The sequence below is a fragment of the Microbacterium sp. T32 genome, assembly GCF_001619615.1.
Classification (GTDB): Bacteria; Actinomycetota; Actinomycetes; order Actinomycetales; family Microbacteriaceae; genus Microbacterium.
On sequence record NZ_LQQP01000023.1, the window covers coordinates 36,024 to 58,050 of the forward strand.

A 22,027-nucleotide genomic window follows, 5' to 3' on the forward strand; every position below is an offset into this window, starting at 1 on the left:
GCGCCGTGGCCCGTGGCGCGCGTTACCGTCGAAACATGACTTCCCTCCCGCAGGAGCGCCCCGAGCACACGCCGACCATCGGCACGTCCGTCACCGCGGACGACTTCAAGCGCGCGTTCCGAGGCCACCCCGGCGGCGTCACGGTCATCACGGCGTACGGCGAGCACGGCCCCGTCGCCCTCACCGCTTCGTCGGTGTCGTCGGTCTCGGCCGACCCGCCGCTACTGATCTTCTCGGTGTCGAGCCTGTCGTCGGCGACCCCCACGATCGTCGCCGCGTCGACCATCGTGGTGCACCTGCTGGACGTCGAGGACATCTCAGTCGCGCGCGCCGGTGCCACCAGCGGCCTCGACCGCTTCGCCGACACCTCGGCGTGGTCGCGCCTGTCGACCGGCGAGCCCGTCTACCACGGCGTGCGCGCGTGGCTGCGGTGCGCCGTGGTGAGCCGGATGGATGCCGGCGGCTCCACGGTCATCGCGGCCCAGGCCCTGCAGGTCAACATCGAGCGCGACCTCGAGCCCGGCGAACCCGGCGCAGCGCTGGTGTACTACAACCGCTCGTGGCACGGCCTCGGCGAGCACTCGCTCCTGGACTGACGCCTCACCCCGGGGTGCGTTGCGACGCGTGACCTCGACCAGGGCACGTGATCCGACGGCCTCGGGATCAGTGCGCGGCGGCCTCGCCACGAGAGAAGACCCGACGGATGCCGGTCACCACGGCGACGATGAGGAGGCCGAGGATCAGGCCGAAGACCGCCGAGATCGCGGTGTCCACGATCCACACGACGACCGGCCCCGTGGCCTCGATCGCGTGCTCCACGGCGTGCAGCAGGTCGGCCGGTCCCGCCCACAGCGTCTCGCCCAGGTTCTGGATCACGAGGTGGCCGCCGACCCACAGCATCGCGATCGTCCCGATGACGCTGATCACGCGGAAGACGGCGGGCATGGATGCCACGACCCGGGCACCGAAACGACGGACGCCGCGCGCCGAGCTCTTCATGAAGCGCAGGCCGATGTCGTCGATCTTCACCAGCAGCGCGACCGCGCCGTAGACGACCACCGTCATCGCCAGCCCGATGATGAGCAGCGCACCGAGCGTCATCCAGATGCCGAAGTCCGGGTCGAGACTCGAGAGCGCGATGAGCATGATCTCCGTGCTGAGGATGAGGTCGGTGCGCACGGCGCCGAAGACGAGCTTGCGCTCGTCGCGCGGCCCGTTCTCTTCCTCTTCCCCGTGCGCGACGCCGAACCACTCGAGCACCTTCTCCGCGCCCTCGTAACAGAGGAACCCGCCGCCGAGGATGAGGAGGAACGGGAGGACGCCCGGGGCGAAGGCCGTGAGCAGCAACGCGATCGGGATGATGACGACGTACTTGTTGATGATGCTGCCGAGGGCGATCTTCCAGACCACGGGCAACTCGCGCGCGGGCGTGATCCCCTGGACGTACTGCGGCGTCACCGCGGCGTCGTCGATGACGACGCCGGCGGTCTTGGCGCTGGCCTTGAGCGCGGCGCTGAGGATGTCATCGACGACGGCGAGCAGTCCGACCGACATGCGTGGATCTCCCTGGGTGGATGGCTGCGACGGGAGGCCCGCGCAGTGACGGAGTCGTCACAGCGACCCTAGCGGCCCGGCGCCACACCGGTCTCCGGGGAGCTTTCGCCCGGGGTGATCCAGTACTGTTGCGGCGCTCCGGCTCCATGGGGCGTGCGACGCTGAACGGATGCTCGAGACCCTCACGCTTCCCGCCCTGGTCGTCGCCGCGGTCTTCGCCGTCAGCGGCATCGGCAAGCTTCTCGACCTCCCGTCCGCTCCCGCCACACTCCGGGCGCTGCGGCTGTCGGGGCTGCCGCCGCGTCCGGTCGTCGCCGGCGTCGCCGGCGTCGAGATCGTCCTCTCCGCCGCGCTGCTGCTCACCAGCGGTCCCGTCCGCGTCGGAGCGGCGGTGGCGGCGCTCGCCGTGACCCTCGGCTTCCTCGCGATCGGTCTACGCGCCCAGGCGCACGCGTCGACCGACGACTGCGGCTGCTTCGGGCGACTGGCGTCCACGCGCGTCGGTCCCGCCATGACGGCGCGCAACATCGCTCTGGCGGTGCTGGCGACCCTCGCCCTCCTTGGCGCCGTGCTCTCTCCCCCCGCGTCGGCGGTGGCCCTCAGCCTCGTGATGTCGCCCCTGCTCGGGGTCGTCGTTCTGATCAGCATCGTGGCCGTGGGGGTGATCGGCGCGACGCTGTGGAGTCCGCCCACCTCGGCCGCCCCGGCGAGCGGGAGCGTCCCGGATGCCGCCCTGATCACCCCCGAGGGCGACGTCGTCGTCCCCCGCCAGCGCGCCCTCCGCGGACGGGCGCAGCTGCTCCTGTTCGTCCGGCGCGGCTGCAGCTCGTGCGAGAACCTCATCAGTCGGATGACGTGGGACCGGGAGCTCCTCGAGACCCTCGTCGACGTGCGGCTCATCGTCCCGGTCGGCGACGGCTCTCCGCTCAGCGCCGCGGACGAGGGTCTTCACGCGGATCCGTCCGGGGAATTCGCCGTCGCCCTAGGCATCCCGGGCAACCGTCCCGTCGGGGTCCTCCTGACCACGACGGGAGAGATCCTGCAGCCGGTCGCGGTGGGCGGCGACGAGACCGCGACGCTCGTCGACACCGTGCTCGCCGCGGCGGCCGACGCCCGCGCCGGCGAGGGTTCCTCGACGAGCTGACACGCGCGAGCGGGAGATCCGACAATCGTCCCTGTCGCGGCCACGATGACCTGGCTAGGGTGAATCACGTCCGCTCCGGGGAGGAAAGAGGCATCCATGTCGTTCATCACTCGAGGGTTCTCCGGACGCCGAGGCGACCGCGATCCGCGCCTCCCTCCCGGCCAGACGCTGGTGGGCGACTGGCCCGTGCTGTCGGCGGGACCGACACCGGAGGTCGAGTTGGACGAGTGGGAGTTCGTCGTCCGCACCGAGAACGGCGATCACCGGTGGAACGCCGAGCAGCTGCAGGCGCTCGGCGTGGAGGACATCACCGTCGACATCCACTGCGTGACGCACTGGACCAAGCTCGACATGCCGTGGCGCGGAGTCTCGCTCGACCGCATCTTCGACGAGGTCGAGACCGCGCACGACTACGTCATGGCGCACTCCTACGGCGGCTACACGACGAACGTGCCGCTCGAAGACCTGCTGGACGGCAAGAGCTGGATCGCCTTCGAGGCCGACGGTGAGCCGTTGACGCCCGAGCACGGCGGCCCGGCGCGGCTGCTCGTGCCGCACCTGTACTTCTGGAAGAGCGCCAAGTGGGTGCGCGGCCTCGTGACGATGCCCGACGACGACCCCGGCTTCTGGGAGCAGAACGGCTACCACCTGCACGGCGACCCGTGGCAGGAGGAGCGGTACTGGTGACGCGCCGCCCGACCGCCTGGCACACCGCGACGGTCGCGGACATCCGCGCCGAGACCCCGACCGCGCAGCGCATCGAGCTCGACGTGCCGACGTGGCCGGGGAACGACGCGGGCGCCCACCTCGACCTCCGGCTCACCGCACCCGACGGCTACCAGGCGTCGCGGTCGTACTCGATCGCGTCGTCGGGGGACGGCACCCGCGTGCTGCTCGCGGTCGACGAGGTCCCGGACGGCGAGGTCTCCCCCTTCCTCGTGCACGACCTCCGCGTCGGCGACGAGATCGAGGTGCACGGACCCCTCGGGGCGTTCTTCGTGTGGACGCCGCCCACCGAGGCATCCCCCCGACCCGTTCAGCTCATCGCGGGAGGATCAGGCGTGGTGCCGCTGTACGCGATGGCCCAGGCTCACGCCGCAGCCGGCGACGCCACCGACTTCCGTCTGCTGTACTCGGTGCGCACCCCCGACGACGTGTTCTTCGCGGACGAACTCGCCGCACTCGCCGCCACGGGAGCGGTCGACGTCGACCTCGTCTACACGCGCGTCGCTCCCCCCGAGGCATCCGTTCCTCCCGGCCGGCTCACGGCCGACCGGTTGCGTGACGCGGTCGTCCCGGCCGAGCAGAATCCGCGCGTGTACGTGTGCGGTCCGACCCCGTTCGTCGAGGCGGTCGCGCGCTGGCTCCAGGACGCCGGGCATCGCCCCGGCGACATCCGCACCGAGCGATTCGGAGGCTCGTGATGAACGTGCTCGACGGCAACGCGCTGGCCGGCCGGTTGGCCGACCTCCTCGGGTGGGATGCCACGGACTCCCCGATCCGCTGCCGCTCCTGCGGCGCCGGCGACGCGGTCGCCGTGTCCGCGGTGTACGTCAGCCCGATGGGAGTCGTCGCGCGATGCCGCTCGTGCGACTCCGTCCTCCTGACGATCGTCGACGCCGTCGGCGGACGGTCCTGGTTCGGGATGCCGGGCATCGACGCCCTCGAGGTGCGGCGGGCGTAGCGCGGCCGACCGGGCCGCCGACGGGGATCACCCCGGCAGCGGCCCGACCGTGCCCGCGGCTACAGCTGTTGCAGCCAGACGTCGTCGATCTGTTCCCATGTCCCTCCGCCCGCACCGTACAGCCCAGCGTGCAGCCGAAGGGAGGTGGCGGAACCATTGGTGAAGCTGACGACGTATCGGGCGTAGCCCGTGGCCTGGCCGTGCCGGAGCTCTCCGATGACGGCGTCCGTCGTGGTCTTGGCCCCGACCCAGGCGTTGTTCACGTTGTCCGAACTGCGCACCCACACGATGAGGCGGTACGTCGCGTTCGGCGTCACCGGAACGGTCTGACGGAGAGCTCCCCAGCCGGTCCCGGACGTCGCGATCCACCCATTGTCCAGTCCGGAGCGCGCCTTGCCGGCGTTGACATCGACACCGTAGGTGAGACCGCCGCCGTCGCTCCACCAGGGCGTCGTGGTCGCGGAGATGGTCGTCTGCGTCTCGAAGCCGCCATCGGCGACGAGGTTGGTCCCCAGCGCCGAAGGCGAGGTCTGCAGTTCATGGGCTCCGATGTCGACCCCGAGCCCCACGCCGGTCGGATTCCCGGCCAGGTCTGTCGTCGACGCCGCTGTCGTTCCGTTGTCGACCGCTGGACTCGTCTGCACCGGCCGATAGTCGCGGGCAGACGCGTTCACGTATGCCGGAGCGGCGATGATGTCTCCAGCGCCGAGGGCGTAGCTCACCTTCACGGACGGCGCGAACAGGTTGTGGTCGTGCGGGAAGTTGAAGAAGCTGAATTTCCCGGACGTCTGGAAGATGTTGTTCTGGATCGTGGCCCAGCCCGCGCTCGGCGACGGTCCGGTGACGCGGTAGTAGTACTGGTCGAACAGCGTCGCGGTGTCGGAGGACCGGATGACCGTGTTGTTCTGCACCACGTAGCCGCTCGGCGTCGTCGTGGTGTCCCACGCGATGAACTGCTGGTAATCGTCGCTGACGTTCTCGCTGACCGTCACATTCGCCGTGGACGTCTCGGTCACCTCGAGGAAGCCCTGCGACCCCCGGGAATAGTTGTGGTGAATCGTGACGTCGTCCTTCGTGTAGAGGAAGCCCTCGATCTCCACCGCACCTCCATCGGCGCCGTACGGGCTGTTCGTGGAACGACAATTCAGAAAATCGTTGTACGCGAGCTCGACCCCGCTGTTGTTCACCGAGACCCCGATGGCACCATAAGAGGTCTGGACACCCGAGTCCGGACCACGGTAGGCGATCCGAAGGTTCTGGAACGTGTTGTGCAGCACCTTTGAGGACGCCCCGTAAGTCTTGACCCCCACTCCCACGTCGCTGAACGTGCTGTCCTGCACGAGCGCTCCGATTCCGTTGCCGGTCACGGCGACCGCCCCACTCCGCTCGTACTTGAGCCCCGTGATTCCGGCTCCATCGGCGTTGTCGAACACGGCCCCGTTGGCGAAGGCGAGATCCTTCACGGCGACGTAGGGGGCATCGACGAGAAGCATGTTCCACCCGCCCGGGTTCGTGAGAAGAGGCTGCGCACCCGACCCGTAGGCGGTGAGGGTCACGGGATTCGTGCTCGTGCCCCCGCCGGAGATCGTCGCGGATCCGGTGAAGGTGTCGCCGCGCTCGAACGCCACGACGTCGCCCGGACCGAAGACGTGGGAGGTGACCTTCGCCAACGTCTTCCACGCGGAGGCGGGCGAGGTTCCGGCATTGGCATCGCTGCCCGCGGTGGCGTCGACGTAGAAGATCGTGCCCCCGGAACCCGCGGTCGGACCACCGGAGCTGGAAGGTCGGGCCCCGGTCGCGGGCGAAAGCGGGTCGGCCGTCGCGGGCGACGCGACGCCGACGGACGCGACCAGCAGCGCGAGAGTCGCCGTTCCCACGGCGACGGCTCGGATGGGTGTCATTTCTGCTCCTTTGCAGAGGAATGCCGGCGGTACTCAGCGCTCGGATCGCGCCAGCTGAACGATCCGAGAAGCGACGTCCACCGCTCGAGCGGTGGCGTGGTGCAGCGAATCCCCGAGCGCCAGTCGTCCCGCGAGGACGCCGGCGAACGCATCCCCCGCACCGGTCGTGTCCACGGCCATCACAACGGGGGCCGGAACCAGTTCGACCGTGTCGTCGAGAGCCACGACGGCCCCTCGGGGACCGTCGGTGACGACCACGGAGCGCGACACGAGCGAGAGATGACGGGCGAGGTCGGTCACCCCGGCCCCTCGAAGGCCGCTGAGGAGCTCGGCTTCATGACGATTGACGATCAGCGGATCCGCCGACGAGAGCACGTGCGGATCGAAGACGATCATCGGGCTGGGGTTGAGAAGGAACCGCGCGTCTCGCGACGCGCACCACTCCGCCGCCCGGTACACAGCGTCGAGCGGAACCTCGAGCTGACAGAGGACCACCGTCGGGCGGAGCGACTCGAGCGCGGCGAAGACCCGGTCGCCCGTCAGGTCGGCGTTGGCCAGCGGCACGACGACGATGCTGTTCTCGCCGTCGGGAGTGAGGGTGATGAAGGCTCGTCCCGTCGGTTTCGACGAGGGACTCACCGCCTGGACATCCACCCCCGCTCGCGAGAGGTCGGCGCGCGCTGCGCCGCCCGCGGCATCCGTTCCCAGAGAGGCCACCAGGGCGGTGTCGACCTCCCGGGCGGCCGCGAGGGCCTGGTTGGCCCCCTTTCCGCCGACGACCTCGGCCAGGTCGCGACCCGCGACGGTCTCGCCGGCGCCGGCACGTCGATCCGCGGTCACCACGACGTCGAGGTTGACCGACCCGACCACCGCGACGCTGCGAGCTGCTGCGCCGCGTGCACTCATTCCTTGCTCCCGGTGCTCGAGACGGATGTGACGAAGAACCGTTGCAGGCCCAGCAGGATGGCCGCGGGAATCACCGCGAGGATCGCGGTCTCGGCGAAGACCCGCCCGTAGTCACTCGAGAACGCTCCGAACGATTTCGCGATCGCAACAGGGGCCAGATCCATCGCCTGGGTCGAGGTGATGAGAATCGGCCAGAGGTAGGCCTGCCACTGGAACAGGAACAGGATCAACCCGGCGCCGATGAGGGCGGGTCTCGTGAGCGGGAGGTAGATCGACCAGTAGATGCGGAACCATCCCGCGCCGTCGAGGTGAGCGGCCTCGGACAATGAATGAGGGATGCCGAGGAAGAACTGCCGCAGGGTGAACACGGCGAGACCGTTGCCGAGGCCCGGAAGGATCAGAGCGACGAGCGTGTTGGCGAGTCCCCAGTCCGAGATGATGCGCGACAGCGGTATCGCGATCGCCTCGAACGGGATCAGGAAGCTCAGCACGACCACGGTGAAGACGGCACCACGGCCACGGAACGGGATCACCGCGAGAGCGAACGCCGCGGCGGAGCTGATCACGAGCCCGATCACCACGGTCGCCGCGGCCACGACGAGGCTGTTGCCGAGTGCCGTCACAAATCCGCTGGCCACCGCGGAGCGCAGGTTGTCGAGGGTCCACTCCTGTGGCCAGAGCACCTGCCAGCTCAAGGGAGAGCTGGACGCGAACGTCTCGGTGGCGGATCGGAACGTGCTCGCGAGGAGCCACAGCACCGGGGCGAGGAAGGCGAGCGAGATCACGACCGCGAGCGCGGTCAGAAGCGTTCGCGACAGCAGGCGAGGGCTGGCGTTCATTCGTCGGTCGCTCCGTTCCCGAGCAGTCGGAACTGGATCGCCACGATGACGATCATCAGGACGAGGAGCACGACGAGCTGTGCAGAAGCCTGGTAGGGATCGCTGAGCTCGAAGCTCCGGTGGAAGATGTCGTACATCAGAAAATCGCTGCGACCCTCCGGACCGCCACCCGTGAGGATCTGGACCGGCGCGAACAGCACGAAGTTCGAGACCGTGTCGGCGACGAGGACGAAAAGCAGGGGGCGTCGGAGCATCGGGAGGGTGACGGAGAAGAACGTTCGCAGGGCTCCCGCCCCGTCCAGGCGTGCCGCCTCGTAGTACACCGGCGGGATGTCGTTGAGACCGGCGATGAGGAACATCATCCAGTACCCGATACCGATCCAACTGGCCAGCACGATGATCGATATCAGAACCTGGTCAGGACTGGTGAACCACGGCTGTGCGGGTACCCCGAGCAGCTGCAGGAACCCGTTGACCGGCCCGTCCGGGCGCAGGGCGATCCCCCAGACGATGGTGCTCCCTGCCAGTGGCACGGCCGCCGGCAGGAAGATTAGCGTGCGCCACAGGCCGCGCCCGGGGAGATTCTGGGTCAGGAGGACTGCGAGCGCGAGCGCAAGGACGATCTGCAACGGATTGACGACGACGTTGAAGATCAGCGTCTGCAGGACGCTGTTCCAGAACGCCGGACTCGCGAACATCTTCCCGAACAGTTCGAGCCCCACGAACTCCGGCTCGGCGAGGCTGCCCGGCAGACCGCTGCGCGTCGCATTCACCACCGCGCCGATCGTCGGCCAGATGCGCAGCAGCACGATGAGGACGATGGTGGGGAGCAGAAAAGCCGCCGCAGCGAGCAGGTCGCGCCGCGCACGGCCACGGCGCCTGCTGCCCGCGCGGGCGGGAGCCGCTGCGACCGCCGTGGCGCGATCGACATGGTCGAGCCGGTGTGTTGCCGAAGTCATGATGTCTCTCCTGATGGCCGGTACCGGGGCGGGAACCCCGGTACCGGCCGCGGTGTCACTGGCGGTACTTCGACCAGGCGTCTTCGAGTTGAGTGGATGCCGAGGCAAGGGCCGTCTTGGCATCCGTGCCGTTGATGATGTCGTCGAAGGTCTTCGTCATGACGTCCTCGAACTCCACGTAGCCGACGGTCTGGAGGCGCAGCGTGGCGGTCTTCGCCAGCTCGCTCTTCATCAGATCGACCACCCCAGCCATGCGGGGGTCCATGAACGCCGACGATTCGTAGAACTTGGCGGACCCGTCCAGATTCGACGGAGGGACCGCGAGGGCGGACAGGTACTGCGCGTACCCGCCGTTGTCGATGCCCATGAACTTCATGAAGATCGCACTGGCGTTGGCCTTCTCCGCCGTCTCCTTGGGGTTCATGCCCAGGGACCACCCACCTGTCGGAGTCGCCGCCGTGCCTCCGGCGAACGCGGGGAACGGTGCGACACCGAAGTCGAGCCCCTGCTCGGCGACGAACTGCCCCGCCCACCAGGGGCCACCGACGTAGTAGGCCACCTTTCCGGCGGCGAAGAGGCTCGGCGTGTCCGCGACCGCGACCCCGCGAGGCGACAGGTTGTCCGCGAACAGCGATCCGTACCAGTCGAATGCCTTCTCCCATCCGGCGTTGGTCACGTCGGGAGTGAGGTTGCCCTCGCCGGTGCCGCCGGCTCCACCACCCGCGCTCTCGGCCAGCGGCTGGAGCTGGTAATAGCGATCGATCTGGTCGAAGACCAGACCGTACTGCGCGCCCGCAGCCTGTGCCTTCTTGGCATCCGCGGTGAGCTGCTCCCACGTCGCACGATCCGCGGGTTTCGCGCCGGGAGCCGAGATGCCTGCCTTCGCGAGAAGGCTCTTGTTGTAGTACATGATGTTCGTCGACGTCTGGTACGGCATCGTGACGAGCTTGCCGTCGACGGTCGCCGCCTTCAGACTCCCGGGATCGACGGCCGAAGCCAGGTCAGGGAAGGTCCCGGAAAGGTCGGTGAGCCATCCCCGCGCCGCGTATGCGGCCGTGCGCGGCATATCGACATCGAACACATCGATGGCGTCTTGCGACGACGTCAACCTCGCCGCGAGCACGCTGTTGAAGTCGTCGAACGGAACTGCTTCGTAGTTCACCGTGATGTTCGGGTGCTCCTTGTGGAACGCGTCGAGCACGGGCTGGATCTGCTTGGCGTCGTACGCCGCGCCGGCGTAGGTGACGGTGATCGGCTGCGTCGGCTCGGTCAGGCTCGTCGGGCCGACGCCTTGGGCGGTCCCTGAGCCCCCCGATCCGCTGCAGGCCGTCAGGGCTGCGAGGGTGAGCGCGGTTCCGGTACCGGCGGCAAGCCAGCGGGTCACACCATTGTGAGATCGCATGTCGGGTTACTCCTTCTGCTGTGGGGGTTCGATGCCCGATTCGGGCGCGGAGGTGAGTTCGATGCGGGAAAAGAAGAGTCGGCGGAACGCATCGACGTCGGTGTCCGTGGCGACGGTCGCGTTCGGAGCCGCGGGCACGGTGAGGGAGAGCCCCCGGTCGGCCACGACGAGGCCACGGGCGAGATCGCTGACGAGCTCCACCTCGACGTGAGCGGCATCCCAGTCGCAGATGCGCTCGTCGAGGTGGGCCGCGATGACCAGAGGGTCGTGGAGGAAACAGCCGTCGGCGTGCTCGGGACGCTTGGGGAAGGCGCGGGCAAGGTAGTCGATCCAGGCGTTGGTGCATTCCCCGACCCACTGCGCGAACGGGTCGGGAGACGCCAGCATCCGCTTCGCATCGGCACGGGTGAGCATGACCTTCGAGGTCTGATCCAGTCCGACCATCCTGATCCGGCCACCGCTGCGGAGAACGGCATCCAAGCCTTCGGGGTCGACATAGGCGTTGAAGTCCCCGACGACGGTGACGTTCTGGGCATAGGTCGTGGCGCTGCCGGCCATCAGGACGAACTCGCGGACGTTGCGCGCGAAGGACGGAGATCGTTGCATCGCGAGCGCCAGATTCGTCATGGGGCCGATCGCGAGGATCGTGATCTCCCCGGGGAAGCGCTCGACCTGTTCGATCATCCAGTCCGCCGCGTGCCCATGGGTGCTCGGGCCGCGAAGTCGTTCGACCGCGCGTCCCGCCTCATGACCGGGGACGGCGTCGAAGAGCGCCCGGACGGATGCCATGTCTCGGATCAACGGCGTGTCGGCCCCGGCGACCACGGGGAGGTCCGGGACACCGAGGCGATCAACGAGATTGCGGGCCACGTTCACGCCGGTCTCGAGGGTGACGTTGCCGTTGACGATGGTCAACCCGAGGACCTCCAACTCGGGGTCGCGCAGCGCCAGGGCGATCGCGAGACCGTCATCGATGTCGCTACCCGGCTCGCCGAGGCCCGGATCCGTGTCGATGATGACCTTGTGGCGGGTCATCGCAGCGCCACCTTGGACGGCGCCGCGACCGCGATCTGAACGACCGCGAGCGTGCGGTCGGCGAGTTCGTCGATCGTGATCCGATCGAAGTCCCGGATGCTGCTGCGCACTCGGCGATGCGTCGAGCCGACGAGTTCGGCGGGAATCGCGTCGTCGCCGTGCAGGGCGCCGTAGATGCTTCCCGTGGTCGCAGCGGACGAGTCGGTGTCGCGTCCGGCCGCAATGGTCAGGGCGACCGAGTCGGTGAATCCGCTCCCCCACAGCAGTCCGACGGCGATCGCCGCGGCGTTGTGGATGGTGTGTACCCAGTTGTAGTGGCCGAGTTCACGGTCGATCCAGTCAAGTGCGTCGACGGGTCCGACGCCGCTGCGGTGGACATCGAGGATGCCGTCGAGCGCCGCCGCGAGGCGGGAGCCGTCGGGCACGAAGCTGCGGCCGACGAGGAGTGCATCTTCCGCCTCGCCTGTGGAGAAGGCAGCCGCCACAACGGCGGCGGCCCACATCTCGCCGTAGATGCCGTTCTTGACGTGCGTGAGACGGGCGTCGACGAGGGCGAGCCGAGCGGCCGCGACCGGATCGCCGGGATGGACGTAACCGAAGATGTCACCGCGGATGAGCGCTCCGATCCACTCGCGGTACGGGTTGTCGACGATGGCTGTATCTGGGGCGCTCAAGCCGTGCACCAGGTTGCGATAGGCGGCCCGCTCCGCCGTGAAGGTCTGGGTGAACGGGATGCGATCCAGCCACTCGACGGCGATGTCGTCGGTGGTGAGTCCTCGACCGTACCGCTCGATGAGGTGCAGCCCGAGGATCGTCCAGTCGATGTCGTCGTCGCGGGGGACGTCGGCGAACCGGCCCGCGGCCGAATCGGGCGCGGATTCGTGCAGGTGCGACACGCCCGCCGGGAGGGGATCGAGCAACGCGACGTAACCGGTCTGCGGCCACTGCCCCGCGGCGCGCAGGTACGCCTCCACCTCGGCGCGGGTGAGCCCTTCGATGGGCTTGCCGAGCGTGTTCCCGACCGCGCGCCCCCGCCATGCACCGCGGAGGCGACGCGGCAGATCGTCGGGGTCGACGGGACGGGGAGCGACCCCGGCTCCGAGGAGCTCCAGGGTGGCCGGGTCGCTGGGCTCGTCGTACGTCCAGTCGGCTCGCCGTGGTGCCGCAGCCAGTTCTTCCCTGATTCGAGCGAGCTCCCGCAGGTCGGACGCTGATGCGGCGGCGCGGGCGCGGGCCCCGAGATCGCCGATGAGATATCCGGAGTGGGCGAGTTGTTCGGCCTCGTCGGGGACGAGGTCGCGGGGATCGAGCGCAGAGTGCACTAGGACTTCTTCCTGGGTGAAGGGACGCGATCGACGGCGGGTCGTCAGGCCGATTCGCGGATCTGGAGGGTGTGCTGCACGAGCACGTGCCGGTGGGTCGTCGTCATCCCCTCGGAGATGCGGTGAAGGAGGAGTTCGCCCGCGGCCCGGCCGATCTCTTCAGCCGGAATGCGGACCGTCGTGAGCGCGGGGCGCACCAAGGCAGCGGCATCGATGTCGTCGACACCCAGGATGGCGACGTCCTGGGGCACCGAGAGGCCCAGCCGCCGGGCGGCATCCAGGGCACCGATCGCCATCATGTCGTTCGCGCAGAAGACGGCACTCGGCCGGTCGCGTCGCGCCGCGAGTCGCATCATGGCCTCGAACCCGCTCTCGCGAGTCCATTCCCCGTGCTCAATCAGCTCCGACGTCACGGGCAGATCGAGGTCGGCCATCGCGCGCAGATATCCGACGTGCCGCGGCTTGCCGGGCGTGTGACCCAACGGCCCTGTGATCGTGGCGATCCGACGATGACCGAGGAGGTGCAGGTGCATCACAGCATCCGCCGCGATTCTCTCGTCATCGGCGGTGACCCAGTCGATGGGGAGCTTTGACGCGCCCGACCCGACGGCGACCACGGGTATACCCGCATCGCGGAGCCGAGCGATGTCGTCGTCGACGTCACTGATGGCGATGACCACCCCGTCGGCGCGCCGCTGGATGGCGTCGGTGACGAAAGCGTGGGTGAGCCCGCCCTCCCCCGCGCCGGCATCGAACAGCATGACGACCTGATCCCGGCTGGATACGGCCGCCTGCAACCCCCGCGCCAGCGACGGGTAGAAGGGATTCGTGATGTCCTGCGCGATGAGGGCGATCGTGTTGCTCCGGTTGCGATTCAGGGCCTGAGCGAAGAAGTTCGGGCTGAAGCCGAGCTCGTCCATGACCTTCTCGACGCGGCGACGGGTATCCGCGGACACGGGCCGGTTACCCGACAGCACGTGCGACACCGTCGTCTTGCTCACGCCCGCCGCAGTGGCAACGGCCTGGATCGTGACGGCCGAAGCGCCATCGCCCCGCTCGGAAGAATCCAAACCGGTTTTACGTGGAGCCATCGCGCGTGCCGCCATTCGTGGTTACTTTCGCTTTTTTAGGCCGCAAACAGTTTGCAAACCAGTTTGCGTGTTGAGACCATATCGCGTTGACTGAGAGCCGTCAACCAGCCGAGAGACCCAGCGCAGACGGTGGCGTGCCTCGAAGACCCGATCCGCCGCGTCGACCGCGCTCATCGACCCGAAGCCGTCCCCGTCAACCGGGCCCCGATCTCGGCCCCTTGCCGCGGACGCGGGATGCCGTCAGACTCGGGCGAGCACCGAGTGGGGCGGGCGAGAAGGGGGAGTCCGATGGCGGACGCACAAGCGGGCTGGTACGACGACGGTTCGGGCCGGATGCGATGGTGGGACGGTCAGCAGTGGACCGATCAGTATCAGACGCCGACCCCGCCGCAGCCGGGCATCGAGGGCTTCATCGCCCGCGCGCAGGCGGATGCCGTCGCGGGGGCGCAGCCGCGCCCGGCGCAGAACGGCTGGAACTACGTCGTGCTGCAGGTGGTCCTGAAGGAGAAGTTCTTCGGCACCGGATCGGGCAACCTCACCGAACTCGAGAACGTGATCAACCGGCAGGCGGCGCTGGGCTTCCGGCTGCACACGATCACCACGGCGTCCTCCGGCAGTACCGGCTTCGGTGGCGGTGACCGCATCCAGGCGACGATGGTGTTCGAGCGCGAGAGCTGATCCCGGTCAGTCGTCCGTTCCCGGCAGCAGCGCGATCGCCGCTTCCGGAGTCGCGATGCGGAAGCTGAAGGACTCCTCGAGGTACAGCTGGACCCGGTCCTCGGTGGTCGCGAGGTACCCGAGGGAGACGTCCTGACCCATCTCGAGCAGGAAGTCGCCGCCGCGGAGGCTGATCACGACGGCGCCCTCGATGCCGGGGGTCCACACGACGTCGCCGCCGAGGATCCGTTCGATGTGGCGCCGGAGGGGCTGCCCGCCGGCGTCGTTCCCACCGAGCACCTCGACCCATTCCCGCGATCCGACCGCCATGCCGTACGGACCGCCGACCCCGGCGTCGCCGAGTCGGCGGACGGCCCCGGCGGTCCGACGCGTGAGCCCGGTGGCATCCCCCGCTCCGTCGATCGGCTGATGCGGGGAACTCGGGACGATGCCGGCGAATCCGACCTCCGGCCACCCCGTCAGAATCGCCGCGTTCTCGCGCACCGCGAGCCGGTGCGCCGCCTCGTCGAGCGCCGAGAGGTCGGTGTCGACCGCGCCCCGCGCGGTGTCGTCGAGCTCGGTCCGTGCCAGGGCGAAGTCGGCGCGCACTTCGGTGAGCGGCAGCACGACGCGCTGGCGCGCCCGCAGTCCGGTGTCGTCGCCGACGGGGCGCACTCGACCGGTGTTCGTCGACGAGTGCTGCCACCCGAGGGGGCCGACGAAGTCGACGAGGCGGCGCGCGCCGAGGACGGGCTGCAGGCGCGTGCGGGCTTCGTCGTCGAGGGCGTCCCAGGTCTCGTCGGTGATCGGGGCGAGCGGGCGAGTGAGATGGTCCATCAAACCTCCTGGGAAACGCGGGCGCGGTTCGCGCCGATGCCGAGGGACGTGGGGGATGCCTCGACGCTCGGCGAGGCGGTGGCGGGCACATCGACGGCGTCGCCGAGCGTCGACAGCAGTCCCGCCGACGGCGCGAAGAACGTCGTACCGGTCTTCGGCACCGAGAAGTCGAGGAGCCGGTCGTGCACGCCGGGCGGATCGCCGACGAACATACGACGCAGCATCGTCTCGATCACCCACAACGCGCGCGACTGGCCGAGGAAGTACGTGCCGAACTCGGCGTGCCCGGGACGACCGAACGGCATGTTGTCGCGGATGATGTCGTGCTCGACCCCGGCGTCGTCGACGATCGTGGCGAGTGTCTTGTGCGACTTCTGGCCGGAGGTCGCGTCGTCCAGCTCCAGGTTGTCGGCCTTGGTGCGGCCCATGATGCGCTCCTGCGCCTCCGTCGGCAGGGCCTGCCATCGGTCCAGCGGATGCAGGTACTTCTGCACCACGACGTAGGTACCGCCGACGAAGGCGGGGTCCTCGTCGCCGACGAGGACTCTGTCGGCGGCATCCGTCCCGACGGGGTTGGCGGTGCCGTCGACGAAGCCGAGCAGATCGCGCCGGTCGAACGACCGGAAGCACGAGGTCTCGTCCTCGACCTGGATGCCATCGCCCAGCGCCGCGACCAGGAGCCGCTCGAACTCGAAGCACAGATCGGCCCGATCGCTGCGGATGTGGAAGAGCAGATCGCCCGGCGTGGACACCGCGGTGTGGACGGCTCCGGCGACGGGCGTGAACGGATGCAGTTCGCGCGGCAACGGGCCTCCGACGAGCACCGGCCAGATCCGCGCCCCGATGCCGACCGTGCACGAGAGCCCGTCCGCGGGATCGCGGAAGCGCACGGTCTGCACGAGGCCGCCGAGGTCGCGGAGCACATCGCGAACGCCGTCGACGGCCTGGTCCGACACGGTCACGACGAGGAAGACCGCGTGCCCGGTGAGCGGCGCGGTGAACCGCTGCACGCCGTCCGGCACCCCGCTCACCCGTGCACCCGCCGCGTAGCCCGCATCCGTCTCCCTTTCCTTCCCGAACGCTCTCGAACGCTAGGCGCTCGGACCCGGCATCCGCTCCGACACGAGTCGAAGAACGATCCGACGGGCGGTCAGCCGCGGTGGAGCAGGCGGCGCAGGACGTTGGTGTCGGCGAGGTCGATGAGTTCGTCGCCGCGACCCGAGAGCAGCGTCCGCAGCGCGAACAGGGCGAATCCCTTGGCCTGCGCCACCGTGATCGTGGGCGGGATCGCGAGTTCCTGCCGCGCCACGACCGCCGAGATGAGCGCGGGTCCCGGGGCGTCGAGGGCCTCGGCGAGCGCGTCCCGGAGCTCGTCTCCGGTCGTCACGCGATATCCCGGGATGCCGATGGCCCGGGCGACCTCGGCGAAGTCCGGATTCTTCAGGTCGGTGCCGGCGTTGACGATGCCCGCGGCCTTCATCTCGACCTCGACGAAGTCCAGCGCCGAGTTGTCGAACACGACGATCTTGATGGGAAGGTCGTTCTGGCGGATCGACAGGAGGTCGCCGAGAAGCATCGCGATGCCGCCGTCGCCGGCGAGCGCGATGACCTGGCGGTCACGGTCCACGGCCTGCGCCCCGAGCGCCTGGGGCATCGCGTTGGCCATCGAACCGTGCGTGAACGACCCGATGAGGCGGCGGCGCCCGTTCATGTGCAGGTAGCGGGCAGCCCAGATGACCGGGGTGCCGACGTCGGCCGTGAAGACCGCGTCGTCGGCGGCGTGCTCGTCGATGAGACGCGCGACGAACTGCGGGTGCAGAGGCGGCCGACCGTCGTCGTTCGCGAGCTCGTCGAGTCCTTTCCGCGCGTGCTGGTAGTGCTCGAGGCTGCGGCGGAGGTGACGGTCGTCACGCCCCTCGCGCAGCAGCGGGAGGAGGGCGCGGGCGGTGTCTCCGGCATCCCCCACCAGGCCCACGTCGATGGGGGTCCGGCGGCCGAGCTGTTCGCCGCGGATGTCGACCTGCACGACCTTCGCGTGGGAGGGGTAGAACTGGCGGTACGGGAAGTCGGTGCCGAGGAGGAGCAGGGCGTCGCAGTGCTCCATGGCGCGGTAGCCGGATGAGAAGCCGAGGAGTCCCGTCATCCCGACGTCGTAGGGGTTGTCGTACTCGATCCACTCCTTCCCGCGGAACGCGTGCACGATCGGCGCCTGCAGCCGCCCGGCGAGCGCGAGGACGTCAGCGTGCGCCCCGGCCACCCCGGCGCCCGCGAGGATCGTGACGTTCTCGGCGCCGTTGAGCACCTCGGCCGCGGCGGCCAGTCCGTCGGCGGCGGGGACGACGTGCGTGCGGGTCGCGACGATGGGCGCGCCGGCGCGGCGCTCCGGAGCCTTCTCGAAGAACACGTCGCCGGGGACCACGACCACCGCGACGCCCTGCTTCTCGACCGCGGCGCGCATCGCGGTCTCCAGGACCCACGGCATCTGCTCGGGGCTGCCGACGAGCTCGGAGTAGATGCTGCACTCGCGGAACTGCTCCTGCGGGTGCGTCTCCTGGAAGTAGCCGGAACCGATCTCGGCCGAGGGGATGTGCGACGCGATCGCAAGGACGGGCACGCGCGAGCGCTGGGCGTCGTAGAGACCGTTGATGAAGTGCAGGCTGCCCGGGCCGCAGCTGCCCGCCACCACCGCGAGACGGCCCGTGATCGCAGCTTCGCCCGCGGCGGCGAAAGCCGCGGATTCCTCGTGGCGCACGTGCATCCATTTGAGCGTCCCGTCGCGCCGCAGCGCGTCGGTGAACGCGTTGAGGGAGTCGCCGGGGAGGCCCCACACGCGCTCCACCCCCGCTCGACGGAGCGTGTCCACCATGGTCTCGGCGATGTTCATGTCTGCCTCCGGCTCTGCTCGTCCTGGGCGGGCGCCCGCCGCCAGCGACGCTACGCCGAGGGGCGGACGTACGGGTCGGACGTGCGCCGATGGTCCGTTCGACATCCGTCGGATCGCGTCGCGCGGACAATCGCCTAGCCTCGGGGCACGGCGGCGCGCCCGGCGACCGCCGCGACAGGACGGACCACACCATGACCGGAGCCGACGCGAGCGCCCTTCCCGATCTCACCGGATCGGTCGACGACCGCCTCGCGCTGCTCACCGAGCTGGAGCGAGCGCACCCCGTGCTGCCGGCCGACTGGCTCCATCGTCAGCTCCGCTCGGCTCTCGCGGAGTGGGCGGGGGATGAGACGCAGCTCGACATCGCGCGCGAGAACCACGACGACTACTGAGCCTCAGCCTCACACGGCCCCGGTTACCGCGTGCCGGCCGCTCCCGACGTGCACGGCCTCGCGGCCCGGGAGCTTGATCACCGCCGTGCAGCCGGGCGGGATGTCGGCATCCAGGCGGACGGCATCCCCGTCGAGCTTCCACCGCACGCGGATCGTCCCGAACCGGGAGTCGAGCGAACCCTCCGCCCAGGTCAGGCCCCCGCCGATGAGCGGGGCGATCGAGATCTCGCGGTACCCGGGGATCAGTGGGGCGATGCCGGCGATCCGGCGGTGCAGGAAGTCGGCCACGGCGCCGAGCGCGTAGTGGTTGAAGCTCGTCATCTCGCCCGGGTTCACCGTGCCGTCAGAGAGGAGCGAATCCCACCGCTCCCAGATCGTCGTCGCGCCGAGCGTCACGGGGTGCAGCCACGACGGGCTCTCGGTCTGCATCAGCAGGCGGAAGGCGACGTCGGCGTGACCGGTGTCGGCGAGCGCGTCGAGCACGAACGGTGTGCCCGCGAAGCCCGTCGCGATGCGGTAGCCCGACTCGGCGACGAGGTCGGCGAGACGGTTCCCGGCCCTCACCCGATCGGCATCCGTCAGGAGGTCGAAGACCAGGGCGAGCGCGTAGACCGTGACGCAGTCGCTCTCGACGATCCCCTCCGAGACGTAATGAGCGCGGAAGGCCTCGCGCACGTGGCCGGCGAGCGCCACGAACCGCTGAGAGTCCTCGCCGAGCACTTCGGCGGCGCGCGCGACGGTGGACAGCGTCCGGTACGCGCACGCGGTCGCGACGACGCCGCGGTCGGCGCGGGCACCGGCCGGGTCGTCCGGCGGGGCGGCGGGGTCGAGCCAGTCGCCGAACTGGAATCCGGTGTCCCACAGTCCCGTCGGCGAGAGAAGCCCGGCGATGCGGTCTGCGTGCGCGGCCATCGAGGCGAAATGCCGTTCGAGCACGTCCGGGTCGCCGTACGCCCGCCAGACCGCCCACGGCACCCACACCGCGGCATCCCCCCAGATCGCCGTGTCTGTGGCGGGGAGTCCGCCGTACGCGGGGTCGTATTTCAGGATGTCGGGCACCACGTGCGGCACCCGCCCGCCCGCGAGATCCTGCTCGATCGCGACATCGCGCAGCCAGTCCGACAGGAAGTCGTGTGTGTCGAACAGGAAGGATGCCGTGTCGGCGAACACCGCGATATCGCCGGTCCAGCCGAGGCGCTCGTCGCGCTGCGGGCAGTCCGTCGGCACGTCGACGAAGTTGCCGCGCATGCTCCACACGACGTTCTCGTGCAGGCGCGACAGCAGTGGATCGGAACAGGAGAACCTGCCGATGCGGCGCATGTCCGAACCGATCACGACGGCCTCGACGCTCTCCTCGAGGGGAGGAGCGGATGCCGGCCACCCGGTGATCCCGGCATACCGGAAGCCGTGGAACGTCAGGGTCGGCTCGAAGACGTCGTCGCCCCCGCTGAGGACGTAGCGGTCGGTTGCGCAGGCGCTCCGCAGTGGACGGGTGGCGAGCTCGCCATGCTCGAGCACCTCGGCGTGGCGCACGACGATCTCCGCGCCACGCGGTCCGCGTACGCGGAAACGGACGAACCCGACGAGGTTCTGACCGAAATCGACGAGGGTCGCTCCCGAGGGCGAGGTCCACACCCGCTCCGGCGGGATCGTCTGGGTGCGACGCACGGGCGGCGCGAGGTACGGCTCGAGCTCGTCGTGCCGCGAGGCGATGACGACGTGCGCACCTGTCGCGCCCTCACGTGAGGACCAGTCGTCGGAGAGGGTGGCATCCACGGTCTGCCCGTCGTACAGGTCGGCGCTGCGCACCGGGCCCTCGCTCCACTCCCACGTCTCGTCGGTCTCCACGGTCTGCGTGTGCCCGTCGCGGTAGGTGATCCGGAGGCTCGCGAACACCGCACCCCGATCACCGTAGATGTGCGACTGACCCCGCCAGCCCAGCCGCCCGAGGTACCAGCCGTCGGCGAGCTGCAGCCCGAGCACGAATCGATCGGAGAGGAGGGATGCCACGTCGGTCTCGGCATACCGGAGCCGACGCTCGTACGCGGTCCAGCCGGGGACGAGGAGCTGATCGCTCGCGGGCGTCCCATTGATCGAAGCCTCGACGATGCCCTCGGCGCTCCACCGGAGGCTCGCGCTCACGATCTCGGTCGACGGACGGTCCAGCGCGACGACGCGTCGGAAGCGGGGCGGCGCGTCCGTGGGGGTCGACGCGGCGATGAAAACGGCGGTCATGAGGCGCTCCCGTTCCTTCGTGCTGCATGGGCGTCCACGTCCGCCACCGTGGAGGCGCGCGCCACCAACGTCGGCGGGACGAGACGGTGGCGGTCCGGCACCGGCCCACCGACCCCGAGTTCGGCCAGCAGCAGGTCGACCGCGGTCTCGCCGACCGCCTCGCCCGACGTTCGGATCGTGGAGAGGGGAATGGCGGCGACCTCGGCGATGTCGTCGCCGTCGAAGCCGATCACCGCGACGTCGCGCGGAACCTCGATGCCGCACGACAGCAGCCCCCGAACGACGCCCAAGCCCACGAGGTCGTTCACGGCGAACACTCCGTCGGGCAGGGGCGAGCCGCTCGTGGCAAGCTCGACGCCGGCGGCGAAACCGGCATCCATCGTGCGCTCGTCCGCGCGGACGGCGGTGAGCGTCGCGCCCGGCGTCTCCCCCACGGCGCGACTCGCCCCGTCGAACCGCTCGGCGATCTGCGCGACGCGGAACGGGCCGCCCACGAACACGATCCGGCGCCGACCGAGGTCGAGCAGGTGTCGCGCCGCCAGATACCCGCCTGTCGCGTCGTCGGCCGACACCGACGCGATGAGGTCGGAGGCCGAGCGACGACCCGTGATGACCGTCGACATCCCGCGTTCCCGCAGCTCTTCGAGCCGGGGCTCGACGTCGTCGAGGGTCGCGACGATGATCCCGGCGACGCGCTTGCGCTCGAACAGCTCGAGGTACTCCCGTTGCCGGCGGGCCGAGCCCGCGGAGTTCGCGATCATCACCGTCCGGCCGCTCTCCGACGCTCGACGCTCGATGGCGTCGGCGATGACGCCGGAGAACGGATTCGTGAACTCGTACGCGATGTAGCCGATCGTTCCGGTGTCGCCCGAGCTGATCTTGCGGGCGGCGTCGCTCGGAACGAACTGCAGTTCCGCGATGACGCGGGCGAGGCGCTCCCGCGTGGACGCGGAGAGGAGCTCGGGGTGATTGAGGTAGTTCGACACCGTGGACCGGGATACTCCCGCGGCCGCGGCGACGTCGGTGATGGCCGCGCGTCGTGTGGTCATGTGTGTTCGCCTCATTGCGGTCTGTGGGGATGGGCGCGATCGAACTGGTTCAATCTCGACCGAATCATCCGATTCTGCGGCCCATCGGACGCGAACGCAAGCGATCGGGGCCATAAATTGGACCGATTCAAGTACG

Annotated in this window: 21 protein-coding genes; 7 read left to right on the forward strand and 14 right to left on the reverse strand. The window is 69.5% G+C overall.

Annotation, left to right across the window (positions count from 1 at the left end; translation table 11 throughout):
- Positions 1–35 precede the first annotated feature (35 nt).
- Entirely contained in the window at positions 36–596 is a 561-nt protein-coding gene (locus tag AVW09_RS12420; protein WP_063258374.1) for a flavin reductase family protein, read from the forward strand.
- Positions 597–663: 67 nt separating this feature from the next.
- On the opposite strand, the gene AVW09_RS12425 is transcribed toward AVW09_RS12420, so the two are convergent.
- Positions 664–1,554, reverse strand: coding sequence for a DUF808 domain-containing protein (locus AVW09_RS12425; RefSeq protein WP_063258375.1), 891 nt, complete (start codon positions 1,552–1,554; stop codon positions 664–666).
- Between the two features lie 169 nt (positions 1,555–1,723).
- Here AVW09_RS12425 and AVW09_RS12430 point away from each other — a divergent pair, with 169 nt between their 5' ends.
- The 4 genes from AVW09_RS12430 to AVW09_RS12445 all read left to right on the forward strand — a co-directional run bounded on the left by AVW09_RS12430 (position 1,724) and on the right by AVW09_RS12445 (position 4,382).
- Entirely contained in the window at positions 1,724–2,698 is a 975-nt protein-coding gene (locus AVW09_RS12430) for a MauE/DoxX family redox-associated membrane protein (RefSeq protein WP_063258376.1), read from the forward strand.
- Between the two features lie 96 nt (positions 2,699–2,794).
- Positions 2,795–3,385 carry a molybdopterin-dependent oxidoreductase gene (locus AVW09_RS12435; RefSeq protein WP_063258377.1) on the forward strand — a complete coding sequence of 197 codons (591 nt, stop codon included), beginning with the start codon at positions 2,795–2,797 and terminating at the stop codon, positions 3,383–3,385.
- Positions 3,382–4,122, forward strand: a complete 741-nt coding sequence (locus AVW09_RS12440; protein ID WP_231901837.1) for an FAD-binding oxidoreductase — start codon at positions 3,382–3,384, stop codon at positions 4,120–4,122. The genes AVW09_RS12435 and AVW09_RS12440 overlap by 4 nt, the downstream gene beginning before the upstream one ends.
- Positions 4,122–4,382 (forward strand): DUF6510 family protein, encoded by a 261-nt coding sequence (locus AVW09_RS12445; RefSeq protein ID WP_063258378.1) that lies wholly within the window; start codon positions 4,122–4,124, stop codon positions 4,380–4,382. Before AVW09_RS12440 ends, AVW09_RS12445 begins: the two co-directional genes overlap by 1 nt.
- A gap of 59 nt (positions 4,383–4,441) precedes the next feature.
- Here the strand turns inward: AVW09_RS12445 and AVW09_RS12450 are convergent, their stop codons facing one another.
- Genes AVW09_RS12450 through AVW09_RS12485 form a run of 8 tightly spaced genes read right to left on the reverse strand, consistent with a single transcriptional unit; the run spans position 4,442 to position 13,852 of the window.
- Positions 4,442–6,283, reverse strand: a complete 1,842-nt coding sequence (locus AVW09_RS12450) for a choice-of-anchor Q domain-containing protein (RefSeq protein WP_063258379.1) — start codon at positions 6,281–6,283, stop codon at positions 4,442–4,444.
- A gap of 33 nt (positions 6,284–6,316) precedes the next feature.
- On the reverse strand, positions 6,317–7,189 hold the full coding sequence (locus tag AVW09_RS12455) for a ribokinase (protein ID WP_082822963.1): 873 nt from the start codon (positions 7,187–7,189) through the stop codon (positions 6,317–6,319).
- Entirely contained in the window at positions 7,186–8,028 is an 843-nt protein-coding gene (locus tag AVW09_RS12460) for a carbohydrate ABC transporter permease (protein WP_063258380.1), read from the reverse strand. Before AVW09_RS12460 ends, AVW09_RS12455 begins: the two co-directional genes overlap by 4 nt.
- A complete protein-coding gene (locus AVW09_RS12465; RefSeq protein WP_063258381.1) occupies positions 8,025–8,987 on the reverse strand; it encodes a carbohydrate ABC transporter permease in 963 nt (320 codons plus the stop codon). Before AVW09_RS12465 ends, AVW09_RS12460 begins: the two co-directional genes overlap by 4 nt.
- A gap of 55 nt (positions 8,988–9,042) precedes the next feature.
- Positions 9,043–10,389, reverse strand: a complete 1,347-nt coding sequence (locus AVW09_RS12470) for an ABC transporter substrate-binding protein (RefSeq protein ID WP_082822964.1) — start codon at positions 10,387–10,389, stop codon at positions 9,043–9,045.
- Between the two features lie 6 nt (positions 10,390–10,395).
- On the reverse strand, positions 10,396–11,424 hold the full coding sequence (locus tag AVW09_RS12475) for a nucleoside hydrolase (RefSeq protein ID WP_063258383.1): 1,029 nt from the start codon (positions 11,422–11,424) through the stop codon (positions 10,396–10,398).
- On the reverse strand, positions 11,421–12,746 hold the full coding sequence (locus tag AVW09_RS12480) for an ADP-ribosylglycohydrolase family protein (protein ID WP_063258384.1): 1,326 nt from the start codon (positions 12,744–12,746) through the stop codon (positions 11,421–11,423). The genes AVW09_RS12475 and AVW09_RS12480 overlap by 4 nt, the downstream gene beginning before the upstream one ends.
- A 44-nt stretch (positions 12,747–12,790) precedes the next feature.
- The gene (locus AVW09_RS12485; RefSeq protein WP_082822965.1) at positions 12,791–13,852 is read right to left on the reverse strand and encodes a LacI family DNA-binding transcriptional regulator; all 1,062 of its coding nucleotides are present in this window, start codon (positions 13,850–13,852) and stop codon (positions 12,791–12,793) included.
- 273 nt (positions 13,853–14,125) lie between these two features.
- Here AVW09_RS12485 and AVW09_RS17320 point away from each other — a divergent pair, with 273 nt between their 5' ends.
- On the forward strand, positions 14,126–14,515 hold the full coding sequence (locus AVW09_RS17320; RefSeq protein ID WP_082822966.1) for a DUF4177 domain-containing protein: 390 nt from the start codon (positions 14,126–14,128) through the stop codon (positions 14,513–14,515).
- 6 nt (positions 14,516–14,521) lie between these two features.
- Here AVW09_RS17320 and AVW09_RS12495 read toward each other — a convergent pair whose 3' ends face one another.
- The 3 genes from AVW09_RS12495 to poxB all read right to left on the reverse strand — a co-directional run bounded on the left by AVW09_RS12495 (position 14,522) and on the right by poxB (position 18,215).
- Entirely contained in the window at positions 14,522–15,331 is an 810-nt protein-coding gene (locus AVW09_RS12495; protein WP_063258386.1) for a family 1 encapsulin nanocompartment shell protein, read from the reverse strand.
- Entirely contained in the window at positions 15,331–16,362 is a 1,032-nt protein-coding gene (locus AVW09_RS12500; protein WP_082822967.1) for a Dyp-type peroxidase, read from the reverse strand. The genes AVW09_RS12495 and AVW09_RS12500 overlap by 1 nt, the downstream gene beginning before the upstream one ends.
- A 119-nt stretch (positions 16,363–16,481) precedes the next feature.
- Complete coding sequence (poxB, locus tag AVW09_RS12505) at positions 16,482–18,215, reverse strand: ubiquinone-dependent pyruvate dehydrogenase (RefSeq protein WP_063258387.1); 1,734 nt, start codon at positions 18,213–18,215, stop codon at positions 16,482–16,484.
- Positions 18,216–18,406: 191 nt separating this feature from the next.
- On the opposite strand from poxB, the gene AVW09_RS12510 reads away from it, so the two are divergent.
- Complete coding sequence (locus AVW09_RS12510) at positions 18,407–18,607, forward strand: hypothetical protein (RefSeq protein WP_063258536.1); 201 nt, start codon at positions 18,407–18,409, stop codon at positions 18,605–18,607.
- Positions 18,608–18,616: 9 nt separating this feature from the next.
- Here the strand turns inward: AVW09_RS12510 and AVW09_RS12515 are convergent, their stop codons facing one another.
- On the reverse strand, positions 18,617–20,842 hold the full coding sequence (locus AVW09_RS12515; protein ID WP_063258388.1) for a family 78 glycoside hydrolase catalytic domain: 2,226 nt from the start codon (positions 20,840–20,842) through the stop codon (positions 18,617–18,619).
- Entirely contained in the window at positions 20,839–21,891 is a 1,053-nt protein-coding gene (locus tag AVW09_RS12520) for a LacI family DNA-binding transcriptional regulator (protein ID WP_063258389.1), read from the reverse strand. Before AVW09_RS12520 ends, AVW09_RS12515 begins: the two co-directional genes overlap by 4 nt.
- Positions 21,892–22,027 lie beyond the last annotated feature (136 nt).